At 65.0% G+C, this 21,347-nt stretch carries 22 protein-coding genes and 1 riboswitch; of the genes, 9 read left to right on the forward strand and 13 right to left on the reverse strand.

The genetic code is table 11. The features are described 5' to 3' along the window. Nucleotides 1-150 precede the first annotated feature (150 nt). Entirely contained in the window at nt 151-795 is a 645-nt protein-coding gene (locus GJV37_RS08870; protein WP_037011890.1) for a hypothetical protein, read from the forward strand. 89 nt (nt 796-884) lie between these two features. On the opposite strand, the gene GJV37_RS08875 is transcribed toward GJV37_RS08870, so the two are convergent. From GJV37_RS08875 to GJV37_RS08890, 4 genes are all read right to left on the reverse strand, one after another. After that, nucleotides 885-1,652: an SDR family oxidoreductase gene (locus GJV37_RS08875; protein ID WP_024763300.1), complete on the reverse strand. Its 768-nt coding sequence runs from the start codon at nt 1,650-1,652 to the stop codon at nt 885-887. Between the two features lie 28 nt (nt 1,653-1,680). Beyond that, nucleotides 1,681-2,748: a phosphotransferase family protein gene (locus tag GJV37_RS08880; RefSeq protein WP_193452336.1), complete on the reverse strand. Its 1,068-nt coding sequence runs from the start codon at nt 2,746-2,748 to the stop codon at nt 1,681-1,683. 319 nt (nt 2,749-3,067) lie between these two features. Further along, entirely contained in the window at nt 3,068-3,379 is a 312-nt protein-coding gene (locus tag GJV37_RS08885) for an SCP2 sterol-binding domain-containing protein (protein WP_017519529.1), read from the reverse strand. Between the two features lie 59 nt (nt 3,380-3,438). Then, nucleotides 3,439-4,149 carry a histidine phosphatase family protein gene (locus GJV37_RS08890; RefSeq protein ID WP_024763302.1) on the reverse strand — a complete coding sequence of 237 codons (711 nt, stop codon included), beginning with the start codon at nt 4,147-4,149 and terminating at the stop codon, nt 3,439-3,441. A gap of 211 nt (nt 4,150-4,360) precedes the next feature. Here GJV37_RS08890 and sohB point away from each other — a divergent pair, with 211 nt between their 5' ends. Continuing rightward, nucleotides 4,361-5,389: a protease SohB gene (sohB, locus tag GJV37_RS08895; protein ID WP_193452337.1), complete on the forward strand. Its 1,029-nt coding sequence runs from the start codon at nt 4,361-4,363 to the stop codon at nt 5,387-5,389. A 73-nt stretch (nt 5,390-5,462) separates the two neighbouring features. Then, nucleotides 5,463-6,455 carry a YhdH/YhfP family quinone oxidoreductase gene (locus GJV37_RS08900; RefSeq protein ID WP_024763304.1) on the forward strand — a complete coding sequence of 331 codons (993 nt, stop codon included), beginning with the start codon at nt 5,463-5,465 and terminating at the stop codon, nt 6,453-6,455. A 21-nt stretch (nt 6,456-6,476) separates the two neighbouring features. On the opposite strand, the gene GJV37_RS08905 is transcribed toward GJV37_RS08900, so the two are convergent. Beyond that, nucleotides 6,477-7,331: an alpha/beta hydrolase family protein gene (locus GJV37_RS08905; protein WP_037011894.1), complete on the reverse strand. Its 855-nt coding sequence runs from the start codon at nt 7,329-7,331 to the stop codon at nt 6,477-6,479. 11 nt (nt 7,332-7,342) lie between these two features. Then, complete coding sequence (locus tag GJV37_RS08910) at nt 7,343-7,780, reverse strand: hotdog fold domain-containing protein (protein ID WP_024763305.1); 438 nt, start codon at nt 7,778-7,780, stop codon at nt 7,343-7,345. 123 nt (nt 7,781-7,903) lie between these two features. Between GJV37_RS08910 and GJV37_RS08915 the strand changes: the two genes are divergently transcribed. After that, nucleotides 7,904-8,482, forward strand: a complete 579-nt coding sequence (locus tag GJV37_RS08915) for a TetR/AcrR family transcriptional regulator (RefSeq protein WP_024763306.1) — start codon at nt 7,904-7,906, stop codon at nt 8,480-8,482. Between the two features lie 141 nt (nt 8,483-8,623). On the opposite strand, the gene GJV37_RS08920 is transcribed toward GJV37_RS08915, so the two are convergent. From GJV37_RS08920 to GJV37_RS08940, 5 genes are all read right to left on the reverse strand, one after another. After that, nucleotides 8,624-9,127 (reverse strand): DUF934 domain-containing protein, encoded by a 504-nt coding sequence (locus GJV37_RS08920; protein WP_054907707.1) that lies wholly within the window; start codon nt 9,125-9,127, stop codon nt 8,624-8,626. Then, nucleotides 9,111-10,769, reverse strand: a complete 1,659-nt coding sequence (locus GJV37_RS08925; protein WP_024763308.1) for a nitrite/sulfite reductase — start codon at nt 10,767-10,769, stop codon at nt 9,111-9,113. The genes GJV37_RS08920 and GJV37_RS08925 overlap by 17 nt, the downstream gene beginning before the upstream one ends. A 239-nt stretch (nt 10,770-11,008) precedes the next feature. Continuing rightward, complete coding sequence (locus tag GJV37_RS08930; RefSeq protein ID WP_084359074.1) at nt 11,009-11,503, reverse strand: PaaI family thioesterase; 495 nt, start codon at nt 11,501-11,503, stop codon at nt 11,009-11,011. Between the two features lie 315 nt (nt 11,504-11,818). Continuing rightward, entirely contained in the window at nt 11,819-12,034 is a 216-nt protein-coding gene (locus tag GJV37_RS08935; protein WP_024763310.1) for a DUF2970 domain-containing protein, read from the reverse strand. A gap of 48 nt (nt 12,035-12,082) precedes the next feature. Then, the gene (locus GJV37_RS08940) at nt 12,083-13,408 is read right to left on the reverse strand and encodes an MATE family efflux transporter (RefSeq protein ID WP_170859588.1); all 1,326 of its coding nucleotides are present in this window, start codon (nt 13,406-13,408) and stop codon (nt 12,083-12,085) included. A 229-nt stretch (nt 13,409-13,637) separates the two neighbouring features. Then, nucleotides 13,638-13,725: riboswitch (cyclic di-GMP riboswitch) on the forward strand. A 121-nt stretch (nt 13,726-13,846) separates the two neighbouring features. Here GJV37_RS08940 and GJV37_RS08945 point away from each other — a divergent pair. From GJV37_RS08945 to GJV37_RS08960, 4 genes are all read left to right on the forward strand, one after another. Next, nucleotides 13,847-14,446, forward strand: coding sequence for a hypothetical protein (locus GJV37_RS08945; RefSeq protein WP_084359072.1), 600 nt, complete (start codon nt 13,847-13,849; stop codon nt 14,444-14,446). Then, a complete protein-coding gene (locus GJV37_RS08950) occupies nt 14,443-14,973 on the forward strand; it encodes a GTP-binding protein (RefSeq protein ID WP_193452338.1) in 531 nt (176 codons plus the stop codon). The genes GJV37_RS08945 and GJV37_RS08950 overlap by 4 nt, the downstream gene beginning before the upstream one ends. A 32-nt stretch (nt 14,974-15,005) precedes the next feature. After that, nucleotides 15,006-15,416, forward strand: a complete 411-nt coding sequence (locus GJV37_RS08955) for a roadblock/LC7 domain-containing protein (protein WP_024763314.1) — start codon at nt 15,006-15,008, stop codon at nt 15,414-15,416. 71 nt (nt 15,417-15,487) lie between these two features. Further along, nucleotides 15,488-15,847 carry a hypothetical protein gene (locus GJV37_RS08960; protein WP_024763315.1) on the forward strand — a complete coding sequence of 120 codons (360 nt, stop codon included), beginning with the start codon at nt 15,488-15,490 and terminating at the stop codon, nt 15,845-15,847. Nucleotides 15,848-15,906: 59 nt separating this feature from the next. Here the strand turns inward: GJV37_RS08960 and GJV37_RS08965 are convergent, their stop codons facing one another. Together GJV37_RS08965 and metH are read right to left on the reverse strand one after the other, a co-directional pair. Next, the gene (locus tag GJV37_RS08965; RefSeq protein WP_024763316.1) at nt 15,907-16,260 is read right to left on the reverse strand and encodes a 50S ribosome-binding protein YggL; all 354 of its coding nucleotides are present in this window, start codon (nt 16,258-16,260) and stop codon (nt 15,907-15,909) included. A 189-nt stretch (nt 16,261-16,449) separates the two neighbouring features. Continuing rightward, nucleotides 16,450-20,142 (reverse strand): methionine synthase, encoded by a 3,693-nt coding sequence (metH, locus tag GJV37_RS08970; RefSeq protein WP_065084174.1) that lies wholly within the window; start codon nt 20,140-20,142, stop codon nt 16,450-16,452. Between the two features lie 274 nt (nt 20,143-20,416). Between metH and GJV37_RS08975 the strand changes: the two genes are divergently transcribed. Continuing rightward, nucleotides 20,417-21,223, forward strand: a complete 807-nt coding sequence (locus tag GJV37_RS08975) for a hypothetical protein (protein ID WP_193452339.1) — start codon at nt 20,417-20,419, stop codon at nt 21,221-21,223. The last annotated feature ends 124 nt before the right edge of the window (nt 21,224-21,347 follow it).

Consider the following 21,347-nt stretch of genomic DNA (forward strand, 5'->3'; position numbering starts at 1 on the left):
CCTTGATCAGGGGCCCGTCCAGCCACTCTTTTGTAAAGAGCGGGTGGCATAGGAAACGTTAACGGACCCGAAAGCTGCGACGGTCTGGCTGGCCGCGCAGGTACGCGGTGCGCATAATGCCGGCAATTCTACGAGGAAGGAAATCATTCGATGCAGTACGACGGTCTGGCCTGGGTCGTTGCCATCCTGGCGCTGTTGGCCCTGGCAGTAGCCGCCCGAATCCTGTTCGACCGTCACTGGTTCCTCGGCTGGTTGCGCGGTACGGCGGGAATGCTGTTCGTGGCCTTGGCCGCGTTGGTGGCGCTGGTGGCCTGGGACCTGCGCAGCTATGACGCGCTGCCGGCAGAGCGGCCGCTGGCGACCCTGAGCTTCCACAAGGTCGGCGAGCAACGCTATGACGTGACGCTGCTACAGGGCGACGAGGAGCGTCGCGTGGAGCTGGCCGGCGACCTCTGGCAATTGGATGCGCGGGTGCTGGAGTGGAAAGGCCTGGCACGGCTGATCGGCATGGCGCCCGGTTATCGCCTGCAGGATCTGTCCGGCCGCTTCCTGGCGGTTGAGCAGCAGTCCCTCGGGCGCAAGGTGTCGCTGGTTTCCGATGCGCCGGGGATCGATCTCTGGCGCTGGTTGCGCGATGGCCAGCATGATCTGCTGACTTTCGTGCCGAAAGCCGGGCGGGTGAATTATCTGCCAATGGCCGACCAGGCGGTATTCGCCGTGCGTTATGGGGCGGGCGGGTTGACCGCCGAGCCGATGAATGCGGCGGCCAATCAGGCACTCAAGGAGTGGCAGTAATTCGCCGTCTGCAGGAGCGAGCCTGCTCGCTCCTGCAAAAAGCAGAAAAGGGAGCCGAATGGCTCCCTTTCTCGTTTCCGCGAAAGCGCTTAGGCGAGGAAGCCGCCGTCCACGTTCAGCGTCACGCCGGTGGTGTAGCTGGAGGCATCGCTGGCGAGGTACAGCACGGCGCCGGCCATTTCGCTCGGGTCGGCTACGCGCTTGAGCGGGATGCGCTGCAGGGCAACGTTGCGGATGGCATCGTTGCTCACCAGGGCCGAAGCGAACTTGGTGTCGGTCAGGCCCGGCAGCAGGGCGTTGCAGCGGATATTGAACTGCGCGCATTCCTTGGCGAAGACCTTGGTCATGCTGATCACGGCGGCCTTGGTCACCGAATAGATGCCCTGGAACTCGCCCGGGGTAACGCCGTTGACCGAGGCAACGTTGATGATGCTGCCGCCACCGTTGGCCTTCATCAGCTTGCCGCCTTCGATGGACATGAAGTAGTAGCCGCGGATGTTCACGTCGACGGTCTTCTGGAAGGCCGACAGGTCGGTGTCCAGCACGTTGCAGAACTGCGGGTTGGTAGCGGCGTTGTTGACCAGGATATCCAGGCGGCCGAACTGCTCGCGGATCTGCGCGAAGACGGCCTGGATCTGCTCCATTTCACCGATGTGGCAGGCAATCGCGGTGGCCTTGCCGCCGGCGGCGACGATCTCGTCAGCCACGGCCTGGCAGCCGTCGATCTTGCGGCTGGAGACGATCACGTGGGCGCCCTGTTGGGCCAGCAGCTTGGCGATGGCCTCGCCGATGCCGCGGCTGGCGCCGGAAACGAAGGCGATCTTGCCGTCGAGGTCGAACAGTTGGGTCTTGGACATGGGGAGTTCTCCTTATTCTTGAGCGCCGTTACAGGCGAGACTTGCCGATGACCTGCAGGCTCACCTGTTCCAGCAGCTTGTTGGCGTGGATGAAGGTGGCGAAGCGCTTGTCCTGGGTCTGGCCGTGGAAGAAGCGGTAGTAGATCTGCTGCATGATGCCGGCCAGGCGGAACAGGCCGTAGGTGTAGTAGTAATCGAGGTTGTCGATCTGAATGCCGGCGCGCTCGGCGTAGTAGTCGGCGAACTGCTGGCGCGTGAGCATGCCCGGCTCGTGGCTGGGCTGGCGGCGCAGCATCTGCATCGGCTGCGGGTCGCCCGCTTCGATCCAGTAGGCGAGGGTGTTGCCCAGGTCCATCAGCGGGTCGCCGAGGGTGGTCATCTCCCAGTCGAGCACGCCGATGATCTGCATCGGGTTGTTCGGGTCGAGGATGACGTTGTCGAAGCGGTAGTCGTTGTGGACGATGCCCGGCTTGTGGTGGTCGGCCGGCATCTTCTCGCGCAGCCATACCTTCACCTGTTCCCAGGCCGGCGCATCGGGGGTCAGGGACTTCTCGTAGCGATCGATCCAGCCGCCGATCTGGCGCTGCACGTAGCCCTCGGGCTTGCCCAGGTCACCCAGGCCGCAGGCGTTGTAGTCGACGTTGTGCAGGTCGACGAACTTATCGATGAAGCTCTTGCACAGCGCGGTGGTCTGCGCCGCGTCGAGGTTGAGTTCCTTGGGCAGGTCGCTGCGCAGGATGATGCCGTTGACCCGTTCCATGACGTAGAACTCGGCGCCGATCACCGATTCGTCGGTGCAGTAGACGTACGCCTTGGGGCAGTAGGGGAAGCCGTCCCTGAGCTGGTTCAGGATGCGGTATTCGCGGCCCATGTCGTGGGCGGACTTGGCCTTCTTGCCGAACGGCGGGCGGCGCAGGACCAGCTCCTGGTTGTCGTACTGGATCAGGTAGGTCAGGTTCGACGCGCCGCCGGGGAACTGGCTGATGCGCGGCTGGCCCTGCAGGCCGGGAATGTGGTCCTTGAGGTAGCCGTCGATCACGGCGGCGTCGAGTTCTTCACCTTCGCGGGAGCGGATGGTCTGGTCGGTCAACGACATGCTGGTCCCTTCTTGTACTGGGCTTGTACGGGTCATCGCACCGCAGCGAGAGCGGCGGGCAAGGGTGGCGCGCAAGGTGGCGTCGTGCTCTTGCCTGATGGGTTGCGGCAGAATCAGGCAAAGCAATGATGGCGCCGGGTGATCATTGGCTAATCTAATGTCGACGTCTGCCGCTCACAAGCACGGCGGGACGTTATTGGCGTCCGTGTTGCACCCCGATCAAGCTGCCTGATTCGCGGGCCGGAGCGGGGCGCGGGCATAAAAAAACCGGAGCCAGGGACTCCGGTTTTTCGTGCTGCGCGGGTAGGTTTGCCTCGGATCAGACCGGGAACAGTTCGCCCAGCTTCATCGCCAGCATCATGTCGCCTTCGGCGCGCAGCTTGCCGGCCATGAAGGCCTGCATGCCGTCGGTTTCGCCGCTGGTGATGCCCTTGAGGGTCTCGCTGTCCATGATCAGGGTGACGTTGGGGGACTCGGCGTCGCCCTGTACCACTTCGCAGGTACCGTCCTTGACGACCAGGTAGTGGTTGTCGCCGTCTTCGATGTTGAACTGGAACACCAGATCCAGGCCGGCGGCCGCGCTGGCGTTGAACTTGCTCTTCATGGTGGAAACGATGTCAGCAACACTCATGGTTCTATTCCTTTTCTAGGTTTTCTCGCGCGGCGCTCGGCGCCGCATTGGGCCGGTACTCAACGATAGGTGATGAGTTCCGGCGCCCTCAACAGTTCCAGATGCACGTGACTGTTGAAGGAAGCCAGGGCCACTTCGCTGCCGCGGAACTTCAGGCGGTTGAGCGAAGTGTTGACGATCTGCCAGTTGAGCTCGAAGGCGTTCAGCGCCGGAATGCCGGTCACCTGCTGGAGCACCGCGGTGATGGTGCCGCCGGAGGTGAACACGCCGATGTTGTCCTTGCCGCTGGCCGACTCCAGCAGGCGCTTGAGGCCGCCGTGCACGGTGTCGAGGAACTCGGCCCAGCTGACCAGGCCGTCCTTGTCGTGATCGCCGGAAACCCAGCGGGCGATCACGGTGGAGAACAGGCGCTGGAACTCGGCGCGGTGGTCGGCGGCGTTGCGCAGGATGTGCAGCGCCTGCGGTTCGATCTCCAGCAGGTCCGGCAGGTGGGCGCGGATCACTGCGTCGGCTTCGAATTCGTTGAAGGCGGAATCGATTTCCAGGGTGGGCGTATCGATCCCGGCCTCGTTCAGCCGGCCCATCACCGCTTCGGCGGTGTGACGCTGACGGCGCAGGTCGCCGGCGACGCAGCGGTCGAAGCGCAGGCCTAGGCTGGCCAGGTGCTCGCCGAGGATTTGCGCCTGGCGCACGCCGGTGTCCGAGAGCACATCGTAGTCGTCGGCACCGAATGAAGCCTGGCCATGTCGAATCAGGTAGATGCTTCCCACGCGCGCGGTCCCGGCAGGGCTGAAAGTTCCGGCGAGGTTATGAGGATCACCTGGGGCTGTCAACGAAAAAACATACGCTTGTTTGAATGCTATTCGCTGGACTGATACAGCGCTTTGCCAGCGCTGGTGGCGGGCCGGCGGCGTGGGTATGCTTGCGGGATTCACAGCGCTTGTCACGCGTGCGCGTACAGAATTGTAAAAGGGGATGTGAGTGGAGTTTCTAGCGGATTACGCAGGTTTCCTGGCCAAGACCTTCACCGTGGTGGTGGCCATCGTCATCGTCCTGGTGGTGATCGCCGCTCTGCGCGGCCGCGGCCGTCGTGGCGGCAGCGGGCACCTGGAGGTGCACAAGCTCAACGACTTCTACAAGGAACTGCGCGAGCGCCTGCAGCACAGCGTGCTGGAGAAGGCCAAGCTCAAGGCCCTGCGCAAGTCCGAGGCGAAAACGCTGAAGGAAGCGAAAAAGAAGAAGGGCGGCGAGAAGAACCGCGTCTACGTGCTCGACTTCGATGGCGACATCAAGGCCTCGGCCACCGAGCAACTGCGCCATGAAGTGACTGCGCTGCTGACCCTGGCTACCCCGCGTGACGAAGTGGTACTGCGCCTGGAGAGCGGCGGTGGCATGGTCCATGGCTACGGCCTGGCTGCTTCCCAGCTGGCGCGCATCCGCCAGGCTGGCGTGCCGTTGACCGTCTGCGTCGACAAGGTCGCCGCCAGCGGCGGCTACATGATGGCCTGCATCGGCGAGCGCATCTTGTCTGCGCCTTTCGCGATCCTCGGCTCCATCGGCGTGGTGGCCCAGCTGCCCAACATCCATCGCCTGCTGAAGAAGCACGACGTCGATTTCGAAGTACTCACCGCCGGCGAGTACAAGCGCACCCTGACCGTGTTCGGCGAGAACACCGAGAAGGGCCGGGAGAAGTTCCAGGAAGACCTGGAAACCACCCACGAGCTGTTCAAGCGCTTCGTCGTCCACTACCGCCCCCAGCTGGCCATCGACGAAATCGCCACCGGCGAGGTCTGGCTGGGCCAGGCGGCGCTGGGCAAGAAACTGGTCGACGAGCTGAAGACCAGTGACGAATACCTGGCCGAACGCGCCCGCGAGGCGGATGTCTACCAGCTCAGCTACGTGCAGAAGAAGTCCATCCAGGAGCGCTTCGGCGTCGGTGTCAGCGGCTTGATCGATCGCGTGCTGGTGACCTGGTGGGACCGCCTGGGTCGCAGCCGTTTCTGGCAGTGACTCTTCTGGCAATGATTGGGCGTCGGGCGCCGGGATCGCGCCCGTTTATCGAATTCGAAAGAGGAGGGTCGAGATGAGTGCATTCAAGGCGTTGTGGGTCACGGAGAGCGCGCACGGCGTGCATGACCTGCAGGTGGCCGAGCGGCAGGTTGCCGATCTGCCGGCGGGTGAAGTGCTGGTGCGGGTGAAGTATTCCTCGCTCAACTACAAGGATGCGCTGTCCGCCAGCGGCAACCGTGGCGTCACCCGCAAGTACCCGCACACTCCCGGCATCGACGCCGCCGGCGTGGTGGAAGAGTCCTCGGTGGGCGAATTCGCCGTCGGCGATGAAGTCATCGTCACCGGCTACGACCTGGGCATGAACACGCCGGGCGGCTTCGGCCAGTACATTCGCGTGCCTGCCGCCTGGTTGATCAAGCGCCCGCAGGGCCTGTCGCTGCGCGAATCGATGATCCTCGGCACCGCCGGCCTGACTGCCGCACTGTGCGTCGACAAGCTCGAGCGCGCCGGCCTGACGCCGTCCGCCGGCCCCATCCTGGTCACTGGCGCCACCGGCGGCGTGGGCAGCATTGCGGTGATGCTGCTGGCGCAACTGGGCTACACCGTGGCTGCCGCCACCGGCAAGCTGGAACAGGCCGAGCTGCTGAACCGCCTTGGCGCGCGGCAGATTCTCGACCGTGCCACTGTCTCCGACGGCGTCGACAAGCCGCTGCTGCGTGAGCAGTGGGCCGGTGCGGTGGACACCGTGGGCGGCGATATCCTGTTCAACGTGGTCAAGTCGCTGCAGTACGGCGGCAGCGTCGCCTGCTGCGGCCTGACCGCCGGCGCCGCCTTCAAGGCCACCGTACTGCCGTTCATTCTACGCGGCGTGAACCTGCTGGGCGTGGACTCGGTAGAGCTGCCGCTGGTGGTCAAGGCTTCCATGTGGGACAAGCTGTCCCTGCAATGGAAGCTCGACAACCTCGAAGCAGCCGTCCGCGAGGTCAAGCTCGATGACCTGCCGGCCGCCATCCACCAGATCCTGGCCGGCAAGCTGGTGGGCCGGGTGCTGGTCAACCTGGATTGATGCCCGTGCCGGGCCTGGGTGTCAGCCCAGGTCCGGCAACAGGTAATCCGCCCACAGCGAATCGGCGAACTGGCTTCTGAAAAAGCCGAAGTGGCCAATGCGCTTCACGCCGATATCCTCCGGCGCGATTCTCTTCAGCGTCTTCGGCGAGCCACGGTAGAAACCGTGCAGCGACTCGGTATTGCGCCCGGACATCATCTCGTCGTCGGTGAAAGAGATGGAGGTAATCGGTGTGCTCACCGAGGAATACGCCTCGCGCACCGCGCCGCCTTCCGCGCCCACCGAGTACTCCGGGTCCAGGCACCAGCGCCGCCATTGCTCGATCACCCCGCGTGGCAGGTCGCCGACCACGCCCAGGCGCTTGCCGGGGAAGTAGCCCAGCAGCGGCGTGATCGTCGGTGCCAGCAGGTACCAGAGCAGCCAGGCCTTGTGCCGCAAGCCCTTGGTGTTCTCGCGCCAGTAGCCGCTGCCGGTGGCAATGGTGAAGGCGCGGTGGATGCGCTCGGTACCCCGCACGAAGGGCAGTATCTGCCCGCCGAGGCTGTGGCCGATCCAGTACACCGGCAGCTCGCCGGCCGCGGCGACTACGGCATCGAGCATGGCGCTGCAGTCGTGGTTGCCCCAGGCGAGGATGTCGACGTCCAGATCACGCAGGGAGCCGGCGCGGGATTTACCCATGCCGGCATAGTCGAAGGTGACTGTCAGGTAGCCGCGCTCGGCCAGCCAGTTGGCGAAGGCCGTGTAGAAGCGCTGCTCGACGCCCATGGCAGGAACGATCAGCACCGCTCCGCGGGCTTCGCCGGGTGGGTAGTACCAGTGGCTGGAGAGGCTTTGGCCATTGCCGTTGTCCAGCGGGCGGGGAAGCGGTGTGATCATGGCGCGGTCCCTCAGGCCTGACTGATGTACATGGTGATGTCGGCGCGGAAGACCTTCTTGTCACCGACGTAGGCGAGCACCGGGACGATGACGTCGCCTTCCTGATTCCAGTCCACGGCACGGCCATCGGCCACGGCGCGTACGTCGCCGTCGGCCTTGGCCAGGTATTCCACGGTCATGCCGCGGGGAATCCAGCGGCGGCCCTTGGGGATCGACACGTCGGTCATGGTCCCGGCGGCCAGTTCGGCAGCGTTGCACAGGGCGATGGCGTGCACGGTGCCGATGTGGTTGAGCACTTCGCGGCGCTTGGGGAAGGTCACTTCCGCGTAGCCTGGGCGCAGTTCGACGAACTGCGGGGCGATGCTGGCGAAGTAGGGGGCGACCTGGCCGATCATGGCGCTGAACTGCGCGGGGCCGGCCTGCTGGTACATTTGCATCATCTGACTCATGGCAACTCCGGGGCAAAGCGGATTGAAGATGGATGCGCGCCCAGGCAGTATACGAAGACTAGAAATTAATTCTAGAAAAATATTCTAGAATTATGTTCGAGCGGTTTTTCCAACAGGAACCCCATGGCCCGACCTTCCCGCAAAGACGACATCCTCCAGGCCGCGCTGGCCTGCTTCAGCGAATCCGGCGTGGATGCCACCACCATCGAGATGATCCGCGACCGCTCCGGCGCCAGCATCGGCAGCCTCTATCACCACTACGGCAACAAGGAACGCATCATCGGCGCGCTGTACCTCACAGGCGTTGGCCAGTACGCGGCGCTGCTGGACGCCGGAATCGAGGAGGGCATGAGCGCGGAGGCCTGCGTGAAGCTGTTCGTCACCTGCTACGTCGATTGGGTGGCGGCCAACCCGGAGTGGGCGCGTTTCATCCTGCACAGCCGAGGCCGCGTCGAAGCGGGAGAGGTGGGTGAGGCGTTGCGCGAGGCCAACCGCGAACAGGGTCGCCGCATTGCCGGGCTGCTCTCCGAGCACCGCAAGGCCGGGGCGTTCAAGGAACTCGCACCGGAGCTGTTCAATTCGGTGGTGATCGGCCCGAGCCAGGACTACGCGCGCAACTGGCTGGCCGGGCGCACGCGGGTGGACCTGATCGATTGTCGCGATCAGTTGGCGCAGATTGCCTGGGAGAGCGTTCGCGCTTGAGTGTGGCCTCCCTGTAGGAGCGAGCTTGCTCGCGAACGGATTTGCCGGCGGCACTGAAGCTGGGGGTTCGCGAGCAAGCTCGTTCCTACGAAGAGCCAAAGAAAAAACCCCGCGATGCGGGGCTTTTTCATATCGGCCAGATCAGGCCAGCTGGCGGCGACGGAACAGCGGTTGCGGCTGGGTCACCGAGGTCTGGTAGACCTCGCTGAAGTCGTCCAGGCCCGCCAGCGCTGCTTGCGGATCGCGGTCGGCGCGGATGGCGTAGGCGTCGAAGCCACAGCTCTGCATGAAGAACAGCTGGTCACGCAGGACATCGCCGATGGCGCGCACTTCGCCCTTGTAGCCGAAGCGCTCGCGCAGCAGGCGCGCGGTGCTGAAGCCGCGGCCGTCGGTGAAGGCCGGGAAGTTCACGGCGATCACCTGGAAGTTGTCCAGGTCGCCGGCGATGGCTTCGGGCTCTTCGTCCGCATCCAGCCAGACGCCCAGGCCGCCGTCGCGACCGCGCAGGGCAGGGCCGTGTTCCAGCCACAGGTTCAGCGGGATGATCACGTCGTCGCAGTTGGGCACGGTTTCCAGGGTCGCGTCCTTGGGCAGCAGGTGCCAGCGGTCGTCGACGACCTCGCGGTGTTTAATGATTCGCTGCATATACGCGCTCCTTGAAGGGGTCGATGCCGATGCGACGGTAGGTATCGAGGAAACGTTCCTCTTCGGTGCGCTGTTCCACGTAGACCTTGATGATCTTCTCGATCACGTCGGCCATCTGCTCCTGGGCGAAGGACGGGCCGAGGATCTGCGCCAGGCTGGCGTCGCGGCTGGCGCTGCCGCCGAGGGAGACCTGGTAGAACTCCTCGCCCTTCTTGTCCACGCCGAGGATGCCGATGTGGCCGACGTGGTGGTGGCCGCAGGCGTTCATGCAGCCGGAGATGTTCAGGTCGATGGCGCCGATGTCGAACAGGTAGTCCAGGTCGTCGAAGCGACGCTGGATGGCTTCGGCCACCGGGATCGACTTGGCGTTGGCCAGGGAGCAGAAGTCGCCGCCCGGGCAGCAGATGAGGTCGGTCAGCAGGCCCACGTTCGGGGTGGCGAAACCGTTCTCACGCAGTTCGCCCCAGAGGGTGAACAGCTGAGCCTGCTCGACGTCGGCGAGGATGATGTTCTGGTTATGGCTGTTGCGCACTTCGCCGAAGCTGTAGCGGTCGGCCAGGTCGGCGACCACGTCCAGCTGCTTGTCGGTGATGTCGCCGGGCGCCACGCCGGTGGGCTTGAGCGACAGGGTCACGGCGACATAGCCGGGCTTCTTGTGGGCGAAGGTGTTGCGGCTACGCCAGCGGGCGAAGCCGGGGTTCTCGGCGTCGAGCTGGGCGAGGGCGGCGTCCTGGTTTTCCAGGGCCTGGTAGGCCGGGTCGACGAAGTGCGCGGCCACGCGCTGCAGCTCGGCGTCGGTCAGGGTGCTCGGGCCGTCCTTCAGGTTCGCCCATTCGGCGTCGACCTTCTGGGCGAAGACTTCCGGCGTCAGCGCCTTGACCAGGATCTTGATGCGCGCCTTGTACTTGTTGTCCCGACGGCCATAGCGGTTGTACACGCGCAGGATGGCGTCCAGGTAGGACAGCAGGTGCTTCCACGGCAGGAATTCATTGATGAAATTGCCGACGATCGGGGTACGACCCAGGCCGCCACCGACAGAGACGCGGAAGCCCAGCTCGCCGGCTTCGTTCTGCACCGCTTCCAGGCCGATGTCGTGCACCTCGATGGCGGCACGGTCGCTCACGGCGCCGTTGACGGCGATCTTGAACTTGCGCGGCAGGTGGGCGAATTCGGGGTGGAAGGTCGACCACTGGCGGATGATCTCGCACCAGGGGCGCGGATCGACCAGCTCGTCATGGGCGACGCCGGCGAACTGGTCGGTGGTGGTGTTGCGGATGCAGTTGCCGCTGGTCTGGATCGCGTGCATCTGCACGGTGGCCAGCTCGGCGAGGATTTCCGGCACGTCTTCCAGTTCCGGCCAGTTGTACTGGACGTTCTGGCGGGTACTGATGTGCGCGTAGCCCTTGTCATAGTCGCGGGCGATCTGCGCCAGCTTGCGCACCTGCCGGGAGGACAGCAGGCCGTAAGGCACGGCCACGCGCAGCATGGGCGCATAGCGCTGGATGTACAGGCCATTCTGCAGACGCAGCGGGCGGAATTCCTCGCCGGTCAGTTCGCCCGCCAGGTAGCGGCGGGTCTGATCGCGGAACTGCTTGACGCGATCCTCTACGATCCTTTGATCGTATTCGTCATATACGTACATGAATCATCCTGCTGTCAGGCTATAGCGCTCAGGGCGTACTGCGTTTCCCAGCGCGCACGGCAACGCGCTCCACGCGGAGTGGGGCGCACGATACCAGTTCGGGAATATGCGCAAAAGTGATGTTTGAGTATATGGCGAGAACTTTCGGATCTAAGCCGCGCCAGGCCTGAATCACGGGTCTGGCCGCGGCTTGCACGGGCACCTGTGTGCGGCTGCGCTTAGTGCTTTTTATGCCGTGATCAGGCTTCGCGGCCGTGGGCGGCATCGCGCAGTTGCGAGGTGTCGACGCGGACGAAGATCGAGTCGCCAACACAGGTCAGCACATCGCCGGCATAGACCTCGCAAATGATCCGGCTTTTGCGGCCGACTTCGCCCTCGACATGGGCCTTGAGGGTCAGCGGCACGCCCATGGGTGTCGGCTTGATGTACTTGATGCCCAGGTTACCGGTGACGCAGTCGATGCGCGGCAGGCTGCCCGGCTCGCGGCCCTCGGCGCGGTAGTGATAGGCCATGGCGGTCCAGTTGGAGTGGCAGTCCACCAGCATCGCGATCAGGCCGCCGTAGACCAGCTCCGGCCAGCCGCAGTACTTGGCCTCGGGCAGGTGCTCGGCGACGACGTGGATGCCGTCCTCGTGCCAGCGGCTCTTGATGTGCAGCCCGTGCGGGTTGCTGCCGCCGCAGCCATAGCAGACGCCTTCCGGCGCGACGGTGTCCTGTAGCGATACCAGGTTCATTACTGTTCCTTGCTCTTGTCGTTGTGCTTGTCTAGCAGCCAAGCCTAACGGCTTTCGAAGCGGGGCGGGAGTAGCGGGGCGGGCGGAGCTGGTCTTAACTGGTGGTGTGGTCCTTCAGCCAATAACGAGAAGATGGGGGAAGCATGAGCGAAGAAACGTCGAACAAGACCAGCGATAGCGTCGTCGATGCCCGCGCCGCATTCATCCTGATCCTGCTGGTGGTCGCGACCGCCGTGTTCTGGGTCAGCCATCAGTGACAGCGGTGCCGGCGGGCCGTCCTGCGGCCCGCTGGTACCAAACGCCCCGCCGCCTGTCCTACAGCCCGGCGAAATGCAGCACCAGCTGCACCAGCCCGTACAGCAGCAGCACGAAGATCAGCGTGAAGAGAATGCCCATGGCGATGAAGTGACTGGGCTTGCCGTGGGTGAAGTCGCGTGCGCGGTTGCGCCCGCTCTGCACGCCGAAGGCTGCGGCCAGCACACTGTGCAGCATCTGCCAGAAGGTCGGCGGCTTGTTCTGTTGCTCGTCCATCGTTGGTCCTCCCTTTGCCTGCAAGCCTAGCTCCTGCGCTAGCGAACGCTAGAGTTCGATCTGCGTCCATTGGCGCTTCTGCCACATCACCGCGAAGATCGCCGAAGCCATCCCGCGCTGGAGAATCTGCATGCTCCAGATCGCCAGCAGACCACCGCCCAGCACCGGGCCGACCAGGTAGGCCAGCGGCAGGAAGAACAGCCACTGGTTGCCCAGGCTGACCGCCATCACCGTGCGCACGGCGCCCGCGCCCAGCAGCGCCTGGGTCAGCACCAGCGCCGTGGCGTCGATCACCATGCCCATGCCGGTGAGCATCAGCGGCACGCGGCCCAGTTCGATCAGCGCAGGGTCGCTGACGAACAGCCGCAGAATGGCCTCGGGGAATATCCAGAACGGCGCACCCAGCAGCGCCAGCCCACAGGCCGCCACCTTCACGACGTCCCAGCCCCAGCGGTGCGCGCTGTCGAAGTCGCGCTCGCCCATGCTCTGGCTGACCAGCGTGGTCGCCGCCATGCCCAGGCCGACGCCGGGCAGGATCAGGAACAGCGCCAGGTTGATCAGCACGTGGGCCACCGCCAGCTCGCGGGTGCCGACCTGGGCGATGATCCAGAACAGCAGGGTGATGCCGGCGGCGAAGAAGAACTGCTGCAGCGAGTTGGGCAGTGACAGGCGCAACAACGTGCGGACGTCGCGCTCGCTCGGCAGGCGCGGGTGGCAGCCTTGGGCGCGCGCATCGCGCCAGGTGATCCAGGCGTAGATCAGCGAGCCGATGTACAACGCCAGCGTGGTGCCCAGGCCGCTGCCCACTGCGCCCATGCGCGGCAGGCCGAACAGGCCGTGGATCAGGCTGTAGCTGATCGCCGCGTTGGCCAGGTGCATGACCACCAGGGTGCGCATGTACATGCCTGATCGCCGGGTGCCGTTCCAGTAGCCCCGGAAGGAGAAGTTCAGGCCCACGGCGAGCACCGACAGCGCGCGCCATTCGAAGTAGGGGATGCCGACCGCCAGCACCTCCGGATCATGAGACAGCGCGCGAATGATGGGCTCGGCGAACAGCAGGCAGATCAGCGTGATCGGCAGCGACAGGCCCAGCGCGACCAGCAGCCCGCAGTTCAGCGGCGCGGCCAGTTCGCCGCTGCGACCTTCGCCCCGCCGGCGGGCCACCAGCGCCTGTACGCCGGCGCCCAGACCCATCACCAGGGAGATGGCGACGAAGTTGGCGTAGCTGCCGATTCCGACCCCGGCGAGGGATTTCTCCCCCAGGTGGCCGACCATGGCTGCATCCACCAGGTTGAGCAGGCTCTGGCTGAGCATGCCGCCGATGATCGGCAGGCCCAGGCTGAGAATGTTCTGGAACCTCTGGCGCTCTAGCATGGCGTCTCGGGGCAGTGAATTCCGGCTTGTTGTGGACATCCGGCGGGCCGTGCCGGTGAGGCGCCGCTGTGGGAAATCCTAGCCGAAGGGCAGGCTTCCTGCTCCCTTTTGGGGCGGAATATGCCTACGAACATTGCGAAGTTGTTCCGGTGATATTTCCGATGTTTGTGTGAGGTCTGTCACGTTTTTTCGGCTTGGCGAACGAAAGCGGCGTACTACGCTGAATTTCAATTGACCAGGGCAAACCTGTGCGAAAGCCAGGGACGCAAAGCCACCGATCTAACGCCCGCAAGGGCCATGACCGCGGGGTTGCCAAGCCGGCCGGACGTTCGTCCGCGCCCTCTGCGAGCTTGTGCTCGGCATCCTCCTACGTCCCGGTGAGCCGCCTGATCAACCCGAGCAGGTTGATGGTGTTTGTTGGCCAAAGGGAGCGCGCCGATGAATCAGCCGTACCAGCTTCAGTACACCTACGGGTTCGCCCGGATGGCGTTGCGTGATCAGGTGGTGTTCAAGTCCATCGTCGGCCTGCTCAGTGGTCGCACCTTGGCGAGCTGGGCGTATGTCGAGGGTCCCGCCGACCTGCTGGTGGAGGGGGAGGAGGGCGCGCCGCGGGTGCGGTTGCGCACGGCCGAGGGTGAGCCGCTCTGGGTGCACTGGCCGCTGCGTGCCAGCGAGGTATTCGATTGCCTGGAACGTGCCGCTCGCGCCATCGGCCAGAGGCCGGCGCAGTCCGCGGGTGAAGCCCTGCGCCTGAAGCACTGGCCGGCCGCGTCACTGCTCAACGGTGATCACCGCTACGTCCGGCTGGCCACGCTGCTTTGTGCAAGGACCATGAGCCTGGACGAGCTTTGCGAGCGCTCCGGCGTGCCGCGCCACGTGGCGGAGAGCTTCGTCCGCCTGATGGCCTCCCATGAAATGTTCCAGCCCGGCGAGGCCCTGCCTGCGCCGGCCGAACAACAGGCTGCCGCTCCCGTCGGCCTGCTGGCGCGCATCCGTCGCAGCCTCGGCCTTGGCGGTGCTTCGGAGGCCGGCCGATGAGGGAATACAAGATCCTCTTCACCGGCACCATGGGCGCGGGCAAGACCACCGCCATCGCCGCGATCAGCGACATCGAGCCGGTCAGCACCGACGTGCAGAACAACGATCCCAGCCTGGACAAGGCGCGCACCACAGTCGGCCTGGACTATGGCGAGGTGGTGATCGGACCCGATGAGCGCCTGCGCCTGTATGGCACGCCCGGTCAGGCGCGCTTTGCCTTCATGTGGAGCATCCTCGCGCGCGGAGCGCTGGGGCTGGTGATCCTGATCGACAACTCGCGGCCCGATCCGCTGGGCGACCTGCAGGTTTACCTCCACGGCTTTGCCGACTGCATCGCCGGTGCGCCCTGTGTCATCGGCGTCGGGCGTCTGCCAGGGCATCCCGCGCCCGGCGTGGATGACTACGCTGCCGCGCTGGCTAGGGCCGGCCACAGCTTCCCAGTCATCGAGGTGGACGTACGTGAGGCAGAGCAGGTGCGCATGCTGCTCGACCTGCTCCTGCTGCAACTGGAATGCACGGCGGCCTGAAGCCTGACGTTTGCAACCGACTGGAGTCGACCATGGAACACGCCTTGACGAGCTTGCCGGAAAGACTGCGGAACGACGCCGAGCAGGCGTTGGATGAGCTCGGCGCCAGCCTGGGGCGGCTGAGCGCGGCGGTGATCGCCACCACCGACGGCTTCGAGGTGGCCTCCCGTGCCGGCAAGGGGCTGGAGGTTTCCAAGCTGGCCGCCATGGCCTGCTCGATTTCGGCCCTCGGCGCCATGGTCGGCCAGGAGAGCGAGGTCGGCCCGCACCAGAACGTGATAGTCGAGGCCAGCGAGGGCTACATCGTCATCGTCGACATACCGCATCCGAGCCATCCGATGATCCTCAACCTGGTCGCCGATCGCGAGGAGATGCTTGGCCAGGTGCTCTATCAGGCCAAGCGAACGGCAACCCGGCTGGCGGATCTGTCGCTGGCCGGCTGAGACAAAAGGCTTCGCGGCGCGCGCGGTCGCGGGGCCCCTATAACAGGACGCGCACTCAAGGAGTAATCGCTATGGCAGCACTGCAACAATCGCTGGACGAACTGCTGAACCTGGATGGTGCCCTGGCGTCGGCCGTGGTGGATGCCAAGAGCGGCATGCTGCTCGGGCAGGCAGGAGGCGGCGTGGACCTGGAACTGGCGGCGGCGGGCAACACCGAAGTGGTTCGCGCCAAACTCAAGACCATGAAGTCTCTGGCGCTCAACGACGTGATCGAGGACATCCTCATCACCCTCGGCCGGCAGTACCACATCATCCGCCCGATGGCGAAGCACGAAGGGGTGTTCATGTACTACGTGCTGGACAAGGTGAAAGCCAACCTGGCGCTGGCGCGGCGCAAGTTGCAGGAGGTGGAGGGGCAGATGGCGATCTGAGGTGAGCTGATGGACGTGGGCGGGCGGGGAGGCCCGCCCACGCTTTGCACAAGGAGTGCTTACTCCTCGAACAGGCCGTGCCAGCAGTCGCTCAGCTCGCCCAGTTCGAAGGATTTCACCCAGGACTGCTTTTCCAGCCACAGGCGAGTGGTCTCGCGGTCGGCCTCGGTCAGGCTACCGACGTCGTTCAGGCACAGGTAGCCGGTGAACTCGCCGTCTTCGGTGGCGCCGCCGACGAAGACCCAGCCTTCGGATTCGACGAAGGCGATCCACTGGTCGAGCACGTCATCCAGGTCGCCGGTGTAGTTCACTTCGAGGCTGAAGCCGAACTCCTGGAACTCGCCCAGGCGCAGCTTCTTCAGCAGGCGGCGTTTGCGAGGCTTGGCCATTTGTTCGGGGGTGAGGTATTTCATCTGTGACTCTCTCTTCAGCGGAAGCCTGGCGGGTGGCCGGCTTCGATCCGTTGTGCCCTGGGGGTGCCCAGGATGCCGGGATTATCCCGCATCTGCGCAGGATATGCAGCGACGCTTTTCCCCAGGCCGCGGACCTGCCTGACGAAACCGCCGCGCCGGGCGGGCCCGGCTGCGGCGTGGGGCGTCAGATCAGTTGTCGTAGCCCAGGTTCGGCGACAGCCAGCGCTCGCTGGTGCTGATTTCCTGGTCCTTGCGCGCGCTGTAGCGTTCGATCTGGTCCCTGTCGAGCTTGCCGACGGCGAAGTACTGCGCCTGTGGATGGGCGAAGTACCAGCCGCTGACGGCGGCGGCCGGGAACATGGCGTAGTGCTCGGTCAGGGTCACGCCGGACAGACCGTCCGGGTCGAGCAGCTTGAACAGCGTGCCTTTCTCGGTGTGGTCCGGGCAGGCCGGGTAGCCGGGCGCCGGACGGATGCCGACGTACTGCTCCTTGATCAGCGCCTCGTTGTCCAGGTGCTCCTCGGGCTGGTAGCCCCAGTATTCCTTGCGCACGCGCTCGTGCAGCCACTCGGCGCAGGCTTCGGCGAGGCGGTCGGCCAGGGCCTTGACCATGATCGCGCTGTAGTCGTCGCCCTTGGCCTCGTAGGCCTTGGCCACTTCCTCGGCGCCGATGCCGGCGGTGGTGATGAAGCCGCCGACGTAGTCCTTTACGCCGCTGTCCTTGGGCGCGACGAAGTCGGCCAGGCTGAAGTTCGGCTTGCCGTCGGGCTTGATGGTCTGCTGGCGCAGGTGGTGCAGGGTGGCCAGCTTGTGGCCGTCGTCGCCGTAGACTTCCAGGTCGTCGTGGTGCACCTGGTTGGCCGGCCAGAAGCCCAGCACGGCACGGGACTTGATCAGCTTCTCGTCGATCAGCTTCTTCAGCATCGCCTGGGCGTCGTTGAACAGGCTGGTCGCCGCTTCGCCCACGACTTCGTCGGTGAGGATGCGCGGGTACTTGCCGGCCAGGTCCCAGGAGATGAAGAAGGGCGTCCAGTCGATGTACTCGGCCAGCACGTTGAGGTCGATATCATCCAGCACCTTGACGCCGGTGAAGCTCGGCACCGGCGGCTGGTAGCCGGCCCAGTCGAACTTCGGCTTGGCGGCGATGGCCTGTTCGTAGCTCAGGCGCTCGGTGCGTGCGCTGCGGTTGGCGGTGCGTTCGCGCACTTCCGCGTACTCTTCGCGCAGCTTGCGGGCGTACTCGGGCTTCATTTCCTTGGACAGCAGCGTGGTCGCCACGCCCACCGCGCGGGAGGCGTCGGTGACGTAGACCACCGCGTCGTTGCTGTACTGCGGGTCGATCTTCACCGCGGTGTGCGCCTTGGAGGTGGTGGCGCCGCCGATCAACAGGGGCAGGCTGAAGTTCTGCCGCTGCATCTCCTTGGCGACGTGGACCATCTCGTCCAGCGACGGGGTGATCAGGCCGGACAGGCCGATGATGTCGCACTTCTGCTCGCGGGCGGTCTGCAGGATCTTCTCCGCCGGGACCATCACGCCCAGGTCGACGATGTCGTAGCCGTTGCAGCCCAGTACCACGCCGACGATGTTCTTGCCGATGTCGTGGACGTCGCCCTTCACCGTGGCCATGAGGATCTTGCCCTTGGCCTCGGGCTTGTCGCCTTTTTCCGCTTCGATGAAGGGAATCAGGTGCGCCACGGCCTGCTTCATCACGCGGGCGGATTTCACCACCTGCGGGAGGAACATCTTGCCGGCGCCGAACAGGTCGCCGACCACGTTCATGCCGGACATCAGCGGGCCTTCGATGACCTCGATGGGGCGCGCGCACTTCTGCCGGCACTCCTCGGTGTCCTCGACGATGAAGGTGGTGATGCCCTTGACCAGCGCGTGCTCCAGGCGCTTCTCGACGCTGTGGCTGCGCCACTCTTCGTCTTCCACTTCCTTGACCGCGCCGCCGCCCTTGTAGTTATCGGCGATGGCCAGCAGCGCCTCGGTGGCGTCCGGACTGCGGTTGAGCACCACGTCCTCGACCTTGTCGCGCAGTTCCTGCGGGATCTCGTCGTAGATCTCCAGTTGGCCGGCGTTGACGATGCCCATCGTCAGGCCGTTCTGGATCGCGTAGTAGAGGAACACCGAGTGGATCGCCTCGCGCACCGGGTTGTTGCCACGGAACGAGAACGACACGTTGGACACCCCGCCCGAGGTCAGTGCGTAGGGCAGGTTGTCGCGGATGTAGGCGCAGGCCTCGATGAAGTCGACCGCGTAGTTGTTGTGTTCCTCGATGCCGGTGGCGACCGCGAAGATGTTCGGGTCGAAGATGATGTCTTCCGGCGGGAAGCCCACTTCGTTGACCAGGATGTCGTAGGAGCGCTGGCAGATTTCTTCCTTGCGCGCCTGGGTATCGGCCTGGCCGGCTTCGTCGAAGGCCATCACCACCACGGCGGCGCCGTAGCGCTTGCACAGGCGGGCGTGGTGCTTGAACGGCTCGACGCCTTCCTTCATGGAGATGGAGTTGACGATGCCCTTGCCCTGGATGCACTTCAGGCCGGCTTCGATCACCTCCCACTTGGAGGAGTCGATCATGATCGGCACGCGGGAGATGTCCGGCTCGGAGGCGATCAGGTTGAGGAACTTCACCATGGCAGCCTTGGAGTCGAGCATGCCCTCGTCCATGTTGATGTCGATCACCTGGGCGCCGGCTTCCACCTGCTGCTGCGCCACTTCCAGCGCTTCGGCGTAGTTCTCCTCGCGGATCAGCCGGGCGAACTTGGCCGAGCCGGTGATGTTGGTGCGCTCGCCGACGTTCACGAACAGCGAACTGCGGTCGATGGTGAACGGTTCAAGGCCGGACAGGCGGCAGGCGCGGGGGATTTCCGGAATGGCGCGCGGCGCGTACTTGGCTACGGCCTTGGCGATGGCCTCGATGTGGCCCGGCGTGGTGCCGCAGCAGCCGCCGATGATGTTGAGGAAGCCGGAGGAGGCGAACTCTTCCACGACCACCGCCATTTCCGCCGGGGTCTCGTCGTACTCGCCGAAGGCGTTCGGCAGGCCGGCGTTGGGGTGGGCGGAGACGTGGGTGCCGGCCTTGGTGGCCAGTTCTTCCAGGTAGGGGCGCAGCTCTTTGGCACCGAGGGCGCAGTTCAGGCCGACGGAGATCGGGTTGGCGTGGCGCACCGAGTTCCAGAAGGCCTCGGTGGTCTGGCCGGACAGGGTACGGCCGGAGGCGTCGGTGATGGTGCCGGAGATCATGATCGGCAACTCGACGCCCAGCTCTTCATAGACGCCCTGCACGGCGAAGATTGCGGCCTTGGCGTTGAGGGTGTCGAAGATGGTCTCGATCAGGATCAGGTCCGCGCCGCCCTCGATCAGGCCGCGGGTGGATTCGCTGTAGTTCTCCACCAGTTCGTCGAAGGTGACGTTGCGGAAGCCGGGGTCGTTGACGTCCGGGGAGATCGAGCAGGTGCGGCTGGTCGGGCCGAGGACGCCGGCGACGAAGCGCGGGCGGTCCGGGGTTTCGGCGGTCTTGGCGTCCGCCACTTCGCGGGCCAGGCGCGCGCCCTCGACGTTCATCTCGTAGGCCAGCTCCTGCATGTCGTAGTCGGCCTGGGACACGCGGGTGGCGTTGAAGGTATTGGTCTCGAGGATGTCGGCGCCGGCATCGAGGTAGGCCTTCTCGATGGCCTGGATGACGTCCGGGCGGCTGAGCAGCAGCAGGTCGTTGTTGCCCTTCACGTCGCTCGGCCAGTCGGCGAAGCGCGCGCCACGGTAGTCTTCCTCCTGCAGCTTGTAGCTCTGGATCATGGTGCCCATGCCGCCGTCGAGGATCAGGATGCGCTCCTTGAGGGCTTGCTGGAGGGCTTGCAGGCGTGCGGCACGGTCGATCATTGGAATACCTGGGGGAAAAGGGCGTGGCGAAAGGTCGCTGATGATAGCAAAGCTGCATGGCATTCCGGTGGTTCGCGGTTTTCCATGAATTCTGCTCATGTTGGTGCGAGGGACGACTTGACGTCCTGTCAACCGCGCCCCGGCCGGACCTGACAAGTCCGGAACTGCCTGACGACGGGCTTGCTGGAAGAATCCACGGCACAAGGCGGCACGGATGAGGAAGTTTCGTGTCGCTGGCCGCTCGCCCAAGGAATCCGCACGCAAGGAGACACCCATGTCGCAGAACGCCAACACCCTGATGCTGTTCTTCAAGGAGCAGGGCCCGCACGAGTTGTGCGTGCTGTCGCTGGTCAACCTGATGCGGAGTGACGAGGAAAAATCCCTCGTCTACCAGCAGCGCTTGGGCGTCGATCTCTCGGGAGTCTGGCAGGGCGAATGGTTCAACCAGCAGTTCAGTGCTCAGCCCGAGTACATCCGCCTGGATTTCGACACCTCGGTGCGCGCCAACCTGCCGCTGGTGCTGCTGGAAAGCCTGTTCGAGCGCGGCCTGCGCGCGGCGGTGGTCGAGGTGTTCCATGGCCAGGTCGGCGAAACCCAGCGCCACCACTTCCTCGACGGCAAGCTGGTGAATCGCTCCGACCTGTATCACCGCGAGCCCTTCATCGTGCCCATCGTCACCGCCCAGTTGGACGCCCAGCGCGAGGAAGGGGAGGAGGACACCAGTGTCTGCGTGGCGCGACCGGTGCTCCTGCGCAAGCTGATCGAGGAAGAGCGCGAGCAGGAGGAGAAAGCCAAGGCGCTGGTGGCGGGCATCGCCGAGATCGCCAAGGTCGCGCGCCAGACCGGCGTCGGCCCTGGCGGCGTGATCAAGACCGGACTGGTGCTCTGGCAGATGGCCAAGGGCCTGCTGCACGCGGTGATCGTGACCGTGCTGGCGCTGGTGTTCTTCAAGGGCTTCTGGATGTGGCTGGGCCTGGGCGTCGTGCTCGCCATCGTCCTGCCGCTGCTGTATGGCTGGGTCGAGTACAGCGACCTCAGCGAAAAGCGCGAGGAACCCGAGGTTGCCGATGGCGCGGACTGATGCGCCAGCTTCCGGCCCATCGGTCCACTACCGTGAAATGCGAAACCCGTCGCAGCCAAAAGCGAAACGCTGTCGCACCCATCTAGGCGCAAAACCCTGCCATGCGTATGCTGGCGCGCGGCGA

The organism is Pseudomonas nitroreducens (assembly GCF_010994165.1).
Taxonomy (GTDB): domain Bacteria; phylum Pseudomonadota; class Gammaproteobacteria; order Pseudomonadales; family Pseudomonadaceae; genus Pseudomonas; species Pseudomonas nitroreducens.